This is a genomic window from Pseudomonas sp. B10(2017) (genome assembly GCF_002113295.1).
Taxonomy (GTDB): domain Bacteria; phylum Pseudomonadota; class Gammaproteobacteria; order Pseudomonadales; family Pseudomonadaceae; genus Aquipseudomonas; species Aquipseudomonas pudica.
Window position 1 is genome coordinate 18,337 of the sequence record NZ_NEJU01000034.1, and the last position, 9,639, is coordinate 27,975.

Consider the following 9,639-nt stretch of genomic DNA (forward strand, 5'->3'; position numbering starts at 1 on the left):
GAGCTGGCTTGCCGGCGATAGGGCTTCCCGGTCCTACACCTGCTCCAGCATCAACCCGGAAATACGCCGCACCTTGCGCGCCACCGCTTCTTCGAAAATACCCTGGCGGGGCTCGACCAGGCTGAAGCAGTGCTTGGCGCGGGTGATGCCGGTGTATACCAGCTCCTTGGTCAGCACCGGGTTGAGCGCATCCGGCAGCACCAGCGCGGTGTGGCCGAACTCCGAGCCCTGGGACTTGTGTACGGTCATGGCGAATACCGTTTCCACTTCGTTCAGCCGGCTGGGCAGGACGAAGCGCACGCCGCCGCTGCCGTCGTTACGCGGGAAGGCCACGCGCAACAGGGGTTCGCCGTGCTCGTCCGGCAGGCGCAGGGCAATGCCGATATCGCCGTTCATCAGGCCCAGGCCGTAGTCGTTGCGTGTTACCAGCACCGGGCGCCCTTCGTACCAGGGCTGCTGGCTGTCGATCAGACCGGCATTGTGCAGCACCCGCGCTACCCGCTCATTGAGGCCTTCAACACCCCAGGCGCCCCGGCGTACCGCGCACAGCAGCTGGAAGTCCTCGAAGCTGTGCAGCACTTTGCCCGCCCATTGCTCCCACGCGGGGTCGTCGACGGCGGTGCCGAGTGCCGGGCGGAAGCGGCCAAGGGTGCGCAGGTAGCTGCGGTAGCCCTGCGGGCCATCGCTGCCGCGGTTGAGGCCGTCGAGCAGCAGGCGGTCGAAGGCGCGGTCCTGTTCGTGCTTCAGGGCCAGGCTGTGCACATCGGGTGGCGGCGCAGCCAACAGGCTGCGCGCCGCATGGGCGTCCTGGCGGTTGACCAGCCGGGCCAGCTGGCCGATGCCACTGCCTTCGCCGAAACGCCGCGAGAAGCGCAACATCACCACCTGCTGGGCCAGCGGGTTGCGTTGCTCATCGCCGGCCTTGAGGCCACTGCCCGCCAGCGACTCACCACCGACCTGCTCCAGCCATGCCTCGGTCGCCGGCGAGTAACAGCCCTCCTCGGCATCCCGGCACAGGTCACCCAGTACCGCACCGGCCTCGACCGAGGCCAGCTGGTCCTTGTCGCCCAGCAGTACCAGGCGCGCCCGTGGCGGCAGGGCATCGAGCAGGTTGGCCATCATTTCCAGGTCGATCATCGACGCTTCGTCGACCACCAGCACGTCCAACGGCAGCGGGTTGCCGGCATGGTGGCGGAAGTGCCGCGAACCAGGGCGGCTGCCGAGCAGGCGGTGCACGGTGCTGACCTCGGTGGGGATATGCCCGCGCACCTCGGCGCTGACCTGCAGGCGCTCGACCTGCTGGCCAATGGATTCGGTCAGACGCGCGGCCGCCTTGCCGGTCGGCGCGGCCAGGCGAATGCGCAGCGGCCTGCCCTGCTCCACCGCCGGCGCCTGCAGCAAGGCCAGCAGGCGCACCACGGTAGTGGTCTTACCCGTGCCAGGGCCGCCGGTGATGATGCTGAAGCCGGCGCGGGTGGCCAGGGCACAGGCAAGCTTCTGCCAGTCCACCTGGCCAGCCGGCGCACCACCGTCGAACAGTTGCGCCAAACGGCCAGGCAGGTCGGCCGGAGGCGCTTCGGCCTGGGTCAGGCGCTGGCGCAGGATATGGTCGATGCGCCGCTCGTAACTCCAGTAACGGCGCAAATACAGACGCTCGCCGCTTAGCACCAGAGGCCGCGCCTGCTGGCCCGGGGAATCCCCTGCGGCCACCAGCGAGCTGGCGGCAATGCGCTGACGCCAGGCGTGCAGGTCAAGGTTGGCCAGCAACTGCGAGGGCAACAGCAAGGGGCCGGTCAAGGCGTCGCCTTCAGGCGGCAACGACAGGGCAAAATCGGGCTCGGCCAGGGTTTGCTGCAGGTCGAGGCAGACATGGCCGTGGCCCAGTTGGTGGCTGGCCAGGGCGGCGGCCAGCAACAGCAGGGGGTCGCTACCGGGGGCTCGCTCCTCCAGGAATGATACGAACGCACGGTCCAGGGCACGCAGCCAGCCCCGCTCTACCCAGCGGTCGAGCAGTTGCAGGAGGTCGCCGCTGTCATGCTGTGGCGCCAAGGCGAGCAGGTGCTCGGCGTGCAGCGGGGTGGGCAACAAGTCGACGAGGCTTCGGCTCATATCACGGCTCCGGCAAACAGGTCCTGCTGTACCGGCGGATGCTCGCCGCGGAACAGCGCATCGAGGCTTTCGATCAGCTCGCGCGGTGGCTTGGTGTGATAAACGCCGTGGCCGCCGCTGCTGGCGCCTCGCAGGAAGATGAACAGGGCGCCGCCGACATGGCGGTCGTAGTCGTAGTCCGGCAGGCGGGCGCGCAACTGGCGGTGCAGGGCCAGCAGGTACAGTACGTATTGCAGGTCGTAGCGATGTTCGAGGATGGCCTTTTCCATGGCCAGGGCATCGTAGGCCTGGATATCCGGGCCCAGCCAGTTGGACTTGTAGTCGGTCACGTAGTAACGCCCGTCCAGTTCGAAGGCCAGGTCGATGAAGCCTTTGAACATGCCATTGAGCACGGTCGGCTGCGCCGCCGGGCGTGCCAGGCCGGGGTGGGTGTGGCGTACCACCAGGCGGTCGAGTTGTTCGGCATCGACCTGGTGGCTGGCGAACCAGAACTCCATTTCGATCTGATAGTGGCACAACTGCCCTAGCGTCACGCCGAGGTCGTTGCCCGGCAACGGCAGCGCTTCGCCCAGCAGGCGCTGCAGCCAAAGCGTCAGGGTGGGAATCCAGCCGGTCCAGTCGCGACGGTTGCAGCGCTGGCCAACGGTTCGCTCGATCAGCCGTGCATTGCCGCTGACCTGGCTGAAGCCCTCGCGGCCCGCCCATTCCAGCAAGCCATGCAGGAAGGTGCCGGGGTTGGGCCCGCGCGGGAAGCGGTGAATATCGCCACTGTCGGCCGGGACCTCGCGCAGCACCTGGGTATCGACCACTTCATCATCCAGTAACTGCTGGGCTTGGGAGCTGTCGGCACCGAGGGTCTGGTCGCCGACGCGCAGGGCGCTGTACGAGGCAATCCACCAATGCTCGGCGCCCGCTGCGCGACGCGGCTTGCGGGCAGGCAGCAGCTCATGCTCGGTGTGCGGCATGCGATACATCTGTTCATCTGCCAACGGCAGGCCTGGGCAAGAGATGTGCGGGCAGGTCTTGGCCAAGGCCTGCAACCAGTCCGTCAGTTGCGACGAGCCCGGCAAGGCGAGGCCACCACCCAGCAGGTAACCGAACGCCGAACGATGCAGGTGCGAGCTCTTCTGGTTGCCCCGCTTGAGGTCGGCGACACCCAGCCAGCAGGCATGCTGGGCGCGGGTCAGGGCCACGTAGAGCAGGCGCAGGTCTTCGGCCAGTCGCTCGTCGTCGGCGCGTTCGATCTGTTCCTGGTCTGGGGTGAGGGTGAGATGGGCGTTGCCCTGGCTATCATGCCAGGCCAGCGGCAGGCGGCTACCGTCCACCGGTTTGCTGGTGCAGATGAACGGCAGGTAGACCAAGGGGTATTCCAGGCCCTTGGACTTGTGGATGGTCACCACTTTCACCAACTGCTCATCGCTCTCCAGGCGCAGGATCTGCTCTTCACCGGCCTGGCCGGAACTGGCCAGGTGCTCGGCCAGGTGTCGGATCAGTGCCTGTTCGCCGTCCAGTTCGCCAGCGGCCTGTTGCAGCAGCTCGGCCAGATGCAACAGGTTGGTCAGCACCCGCTCGCCATCGCTGCGGCGGATCAGTGTGCGCGGCAGCTGGAAGTCATGCAGCAGGTGCCGCAGCATCGGCAGCACGCCCTGGCGCTGCCAGGTGTCGCGGTAACGGCGAAAACGCATGACCCAGTCTTCCCAGACCCGCTCGTCCTGACTCAGGCGGTCCAGCGCAGCCAGAGACAGATCAAGGGTAAGGCTGGCCAGGGCAGCCTTGAGCAGGCGCTCCGAGTCGGGTTCGGCGCAGGCCTTTAGCCAGGCCAACAGGTCGTGGGCTTCCTGGGCGGCGAATACCGAGTCCTTGTCGGACAGGTACACACTACGCACCTCGCGCGCGGCAAGCTCGGTGCGGACCATCTGCGCTTCATGGCCATCGCGCACCAGGATGGCGATGTCCGATGGCAGACACGGGCGCAGTTCGCCCTCGGCACTCTGGAAACCAGCCGTGCCCTGCTGCCCACCATTGAGCAAGGCGACGATATGGCTGGCGCAGCTGGCTGCCAGCTGCTGGCGATACACGCTGGCGGAGACAGGCTCTTCGCTTTCCAGATGCCAGCACTGCAGGGCTGCACAGGTTTCACCGTCGATCAACAGTTGCTCGCCACGGCCTTTGGCGCGGACCTCGATGAACGGCAAAGGGTTGTCATCGGCCTCGCGGAACAGGAACGCGCCACGCCCTGCCGCACGCGCCTCGGCCTGGAGGAACACGTGGTTGACCGCCGCGACCATGGCCTTGCTGGAGCGGTAGTTGGTGTCCAGGCTGTGCAGACGGCCACTCGTGGCACGACGGGCGGCGAGGTAGGTGTAGATGTCGGCGCCACGGAAGGCATAGATCGCCTGCTTGGGGTCACCAATCATGAACAAGCCGGTTTCGCGCCGGTTTTCGCTGATCTGGTAGATGCGCTCGAAGATGCCGTACTGCACCGGGTCGGTGTCCTGGAACTCGTCGATCAACGCCACCGGGAACTGTTCGCGGATCAGGCTGGCCAGGCGCTCGCCGGCCTCGCTGGCCAGGGCGTGCTGCAGGCGCAGGAGCATGTCGTCGAAACCCATTTCCGCACGCCGGCGCTTCTCCACTTCGAAGCGTGCCGATACCCAGTTGGCGGCATGCTCGAGCAATGGGGCATCCGGGCTGTCCAGGGCCTGCAACTGTTGCTGCAAGCTCTGCATGGCATTGAGGGCCGGGTGCTCGGGTGGCTCGCCCTTCCAGGCTTCGGCCATGCCCGCCGGGGTCAGGCGGGTAAAGCCGGTGCCCAGGTCGAGCTCCACCAGTTGTGCGTCTGCGGCCCAGGCGCAGAGCTTGTCGAACCAGGGCTCGAAGTAACGGGCCTGCATCTTGCGGCCATCGACCTGTTTGGCGGCCAGTGCATCACGGCAGATCTGGCGCAATTCCTCGGCCCATTGCGCCCAAGGCGCCTTGAGCCGGGCCAACTGCTCGCCACGCTGCTGCAGCGATGCCTGGATCAGTGCCGCCGGCTCTGGCCCGTCCTGCTGGGCGCGCACGCGGCCGAACAGTGGGCGGATCCGCGGCAGCAAGGCGTCGGGGCTACCCCAGTGGCCACGCACCCAGGCCAGCGCGTCGCCTTGCATGCCGTAGCAGAAGCGCCGCCAGTAGTCGCGCATGACTTGACCCAGCAGTTCGCTATGGTCGGTTTCCAAGGTCTGGGTGAACAGGCTGCCGCTGTCGAAGGCATGTTCGCGCAGCATGCGCTGGCACCAGCCGTGGATGGTCGATACCGCAGCTTCGTCCATCCACTGCACGGCGATTTCCAGGCGCCCGGCACAGCGTGGCCAGGCTTCTTCCGGGTAGTCGTCACGCAGCTGGTGCAGCAGCGGGTCGGCCGCTACCAGCTCGCCACGGAAGAACCGCGCAGCTTCGGCCAGGCGGGCGCGGATACGTTCGCGCAGCTCTTTGGTGGCGGCGTCGGTGAAAGTCACCACGAGGATTTGCGGTGGCAGCAACTCGCGGTCGAAGCCCTGCTCGCCACCGTGACCGAGGATCAGGCGCAGGTACAGCGCCGAAATGGTGAAGGTCTTGCCCGTGCCGGCGCTGGCCTCGATCAGCTGGCTGCCATGCAGGGGGAAACTCAGTGCCAGGGGACGGTCCTGGGTCATGCGCCTTTCTCCGGGTTGCCCAGGGTCTGCCACGGGGCGTTGAACAATGGGCGGTACAAGGCTTCGCACCAGCCTTCGAAGGTTTCATCAGCGGTGAGCGCGGCAAAGTCACGGAACTGCCGGGCCAGGGCGACGCTTTCACTGCGCTCGCCGAAGCTGGTGCGCTCGTCGCCTTCGTAGGCGCGTGCAGCAGCAGCCAGGGCTTTGTCGCTATCGTCCTGGGCCAGCCAGGCAAACGCGGTCTTGGCCGCGACCGGCAACGGCGCATTCATCGCCGCCTGACGGGCTACCAGCAGGTCGCCCAGCAATTGCGCCGCCTGCGCTTGCGGCAGTGGCGCAAGCAGCAGGGTCAGGTCGCTGGCCACCAGCGCACTGTTATAGGGGTAGCCCGCCGCGCAGGCCGCCAGGTGCGTGACCCAGGGCGCGATCAGGCGGTGCCACTTCAGGGCGTTGCGCCCGGCACTGATGGTATTGGGTACGGTGGTGATGCTGAGCAGGCTCTGGTCATCCGCCTGGAACACCCGCCCCAGCCAGCCTTCGAGGCGGTGCCGGCCGTGCTCGAAATGCACTGGCAATGCCCCCTCGACCAGCTGCGACCAGCGCTGTAATAGCTGGCGGTGGCGTTGCAGCAAGTCTGGCAGGGGCTCGATCAGCTCGCGCTGCAGCAGTTCGCCAAAGCCGGCCAGCGGCAGCACGCCACAGGCCTGCAAGCGTCGGGCCTGTGCCTGCAGGGCCTGTTCGGCATTGTCCGGCTCGGCCAGCGCTGCACCCAGCAGGCTTTCACTGGCGCCGTAGCGTTGCAGGGTGTCAAGGACGAAGGGTTCCTCGTCCGGGGTCGGTGCTTCCAGCGCTTCGAAGTACACCTTCAGACGCTGGCTGAAGAAGTGCCGCACCGGGTGGCGCAGGAAGTCATTCAGCTGGGTCAGGCTCAAGGCCTCATCGTCATGGTATGGCGGCAGGCCGGGGTCAGCCTGCTCGTCTTCCTGGCCCTGCTGGTGCAGCAGTTGCCATTCGTGGGCAAAGCTGAACAGTGGGCTCCCCTTCTGGAAGTAGCGTGGGCTGAACGGTTGCAGCGGGTGCTCCTGGGTCAGTGCGTGCAGCAGTTGCTCACCTGGTTGTGCTGGCTGCCCCGGCTCCGCGCCTGCCAGCTGCCAGCCGGCTCCAAGGTGATCGCGCAACTGGCCGATCAGTACCGAGGCCGGGCGTTCACTGTTGTCGCGAATGCTGCGCCCGACCCAGCTGACATATAGCTGGTCGCGGGCCGACAACAGCGCCTCTAGCAGCAGATAGCGATCATCCTCACGGCGCGAGCGGTCACCGGGACGGTAGTCGCTGGCCATCAGGTCGAAGTCGAGCGGCTGTTGGGCGCGGGGGTAATCGCCATCGTTCATGCCCAGCAGACAGACCACCCGGAACGGGATGGCGCGCATCGGCATGAGGGTGCAGAAATTCACCGAGCCGGCGAGGAAGCGTTGGGACAACTTGCCCTGATCGAGGCCCGACAGCCAGGCTTCGCGCACCACGGTCAACGGCAATGGGTCTTGCAGGCCGACGGCCTCGCACACTTCGAGCCAGCTATCACGCAGATCCTGCAACTGCATCAGCAGGAACTCATCGTGCTCGCCCTCGGCCAGGAAAAATACTTGCAGCAAGGCATGCAGGCGCTCGCCCCACTGGCTGACAGTGGCAGGCTCGGACAAAGCGTTGCTGGCCACTTCGAGGGCGTCCAGCAAGGCGACCAGCGGGCCGATCAGTGCCGCATCAAGACCACCGATTTCATCGTAGGGTTCGATGCCATCACAGGCCTCACCCACGCCTACGGCATAACCCAACAGCATGCGCCTCAGGCCGAACCGCCAGCTGTTCTGTTCCAGCCCGGCGGGCAAGCCGAGGCTGGCCCGCTGCTCGGCATTGAGGCCCCAGCGGATGCCGGCCCCCTCGATCCAGCGGTGCAGCGTGGGCAGGTCATTTTCGCGTATGCCGAAACGGGCGCGGACTGCCGGCACATCCAGCAGGTCGAGCACTTCGCTGACCGCGAAGCGGCTGTCCGGCAGCTTGAGCAGGTGTTCGAGGGCAATCAGCAAGGGTTCGCGACCACGCTGGCCCTGGTCGGTCAGGGTGAACGGGATGTACCGCGGATCGTTGCGCTGCAACTGGCCGAATACGGCGCGGATGTGCGGTGCATAGGTATCGATGGCCGGCAACATGACGATCACGTCACGCGGGCGCAGGGTTGGGTCGGCGCTGAAACGGGCCAGTAGCTGGTCGTGGAGGATCTCCACTTCGCGTTGCGGGCTGTGGGCGATGTGAAAGCGGATCGAGCGGTCCTTGGCTGGGTCGACTGGATGCCACCGCTCGCGGGTTTCGGCGAGCGGACGCAGTTCGAGGATGTCGTCCTGCAACTGGTTTAGCAGCGTGGTAGGCGAGCCGTCGCTGAACAGGTCGATGCGACCGTCGCTGAACACACCCTGATAACTGCCGGGGTCATCGTAGCTGTCGAGCAGGTTGATGTAGTCGCGGCCCTGTTTGCCCCAGGCGGCCAGCAAAGGGTGGGCGTGCTGGTGCAGCGACTGGTCGTCCAGTTGCAAGGGCATACCCTGCTTGCGTTGCTGGCGCTTGTACTGGTGGCGCAGCAGGTCCTTGTCGGCAACGATATCGGCCCAGTGGTGGCGGCAAGGGTTGTGCACGCACAGCAGCACCTGGCTGAAGCGCGCCAGGCCGGCCAGTGCTTCGAGGGCCTGGGCTGGCAGCGAGGAGATACCGAATACGATCACCCGGGCCGGCAGACCGGCAGGCGCCTGCCCCAGGCTGTTGATCCGTTCGATGAAGCGTTGATGTACGCCGGCACGGCTCTGCGCCATGCCCTGCTCGCCAACGTCCTCCAGCAATGCGCGCCACAACTCGGCCTGCCAGCGGTTGCCCGGGGGCAGTGCCTTGCGTTCACCGCGGGCGGTGTTGAGGATGTGCTCGCCAGCGGCCCAGTCCTTGAGCCAGTCGGCTCGGTATACCTGATATTGGTCGTACAGGTCGGCCAGGCGCTCGGCGAGCTGATAGCGCTTGCGCAGGTCGCTGTCGTCGGTGAGGAAGCGTCGCAACGGCTCGAAATGCGGGCGTTCGATCAAGGCCGGGAGCAGGCGCATCAGACGCCAGGTCAGCGGTGCCTTGTCGAGCAGGGAGACTTCGGGAATTTCGTCACGGCCCAGCACGCTGCGGTACAACTGCCACATGAAGCTGCCCGGTAATTGCACGTCGATGGCGGCGGCGATGCCACAACCGCCCTGGTCGTCGTCCTGAGGGTCTTCGGCAAGCGCCAGTTTGAGCCATTGGGCAATGCCATTGCTTTGGACCAGAGCGATTTCGTTTTCCAGGGGTGCCAGGGGATAGCGACGCATCCAGCTCACCACCAGGCTGCGCAGGTCGTCGAGGCGGTTGCCGTGGACGATCATGAAGCCGGAGTGGAGGTGAGTGGTATTGGGCATCGGGAGGCCTCTGGCTGACGCTGGGGATGAGGGGAAACGATATCACGTAGGTACCATACGGAGAGCATGGCGCAGTGCCATCAACCGATTGGAAGGCATCGGAGGAACCCTGTAAGCGGCCTTGCGCCGTCCCTGTGGGAGCGGCTTTAGCCGCGAAGCGGGCGACGCGGTGGATGGCACCGGCTTTGCCGGTGTTCGCGGGTGAACCCGCTCCCACAGAGGGGGGTGTGCAGGCCTGGGATTGGTAGGCCAGAAAGACAAAACCCCTACCTGCATGCGCAGATAGGGGTTTTGCGAAATGAATCTTGACGATGACCTACTCTCACATGGGGAAACCCCACACTACCATCGGCGATGCATCGTTTCACTGCTGAGTT

Annotated in this window: 3 protein-coding genes; all 3 read right to left on the reverse strand. The window is 66.0% G+C overall.

From position 1 onward, the window contains the following. Nucleotides 1–33 precede the first annotated feature (33 nt). Genes recD through recC form a run of 3 tightly spaced genes read right to left on the reverse strand, consistent with a single transcriptional unit; the run spans nt 34 to nt 9,262 of the window. Nucleotides 34–2,109 (reverse strand): exodeoxyribonuclease V subunit alpha, encoded by a 2,076-nt coding sequence (recD, locus tag CAF92_RS25605; protein ID WP_046616382.1) that lies wholly within the window; start codon nt 2,107–2,109, stop codon nt 34–36. Then, nucleotides 2,106–5,783, reverse strand: a complete 3,678-nt coding sequence (recB, locus tag CAF92_RS25610; protein WP_085602286.1) for an exodeoxyribonuclease V subunit beta — start codon at nt 5,781–5,783, stop codon at nt 2,106–2,108. Before recB ends, recD begins: the two co-directional genes overlap by 4 nt. Then, nucleotides 5,780–9,262: an exodeoxyribonuclease V subunit gamma gene (recC, locus tag CAF92_RS25615; protein ID WP_085602287.1), complete on the reverse strand. Its 3,483-nt coding sequence runs from the start codon at nt 9,260–9,262 to the stop codon at nt 5,780–5,782. The genes recB and recC overlap by 4 nt, the downstream gene beginning before the upstream one ends. Nucleotides 9,263–9,639 lie beyond the last annotated feature (377 nt).

Bases quoted from the DNA above. Each gene is read 5' to 3' on its own strand.
- recD (WP_046616382.1), bottom strand. From the start codon at position 2,109: ATGAGCCGAAGCCTCGTCGACTTGTTGCCCACCCCGCTGCACGCCGAG.
- recB (WP_085602286.1), bottom strand. From the start codon at position 5,783: ATGACCCAGGACCGTCCCCTGGCACTGAGTTTCCCCCTGCATGGCAGC.
- recC (WP_085602287.1), bottom strand. From the start codon at position 9,262: ATGCCCAATACCACTCACCTCCACTCCGGCTTCATGATCGTCCACGGC.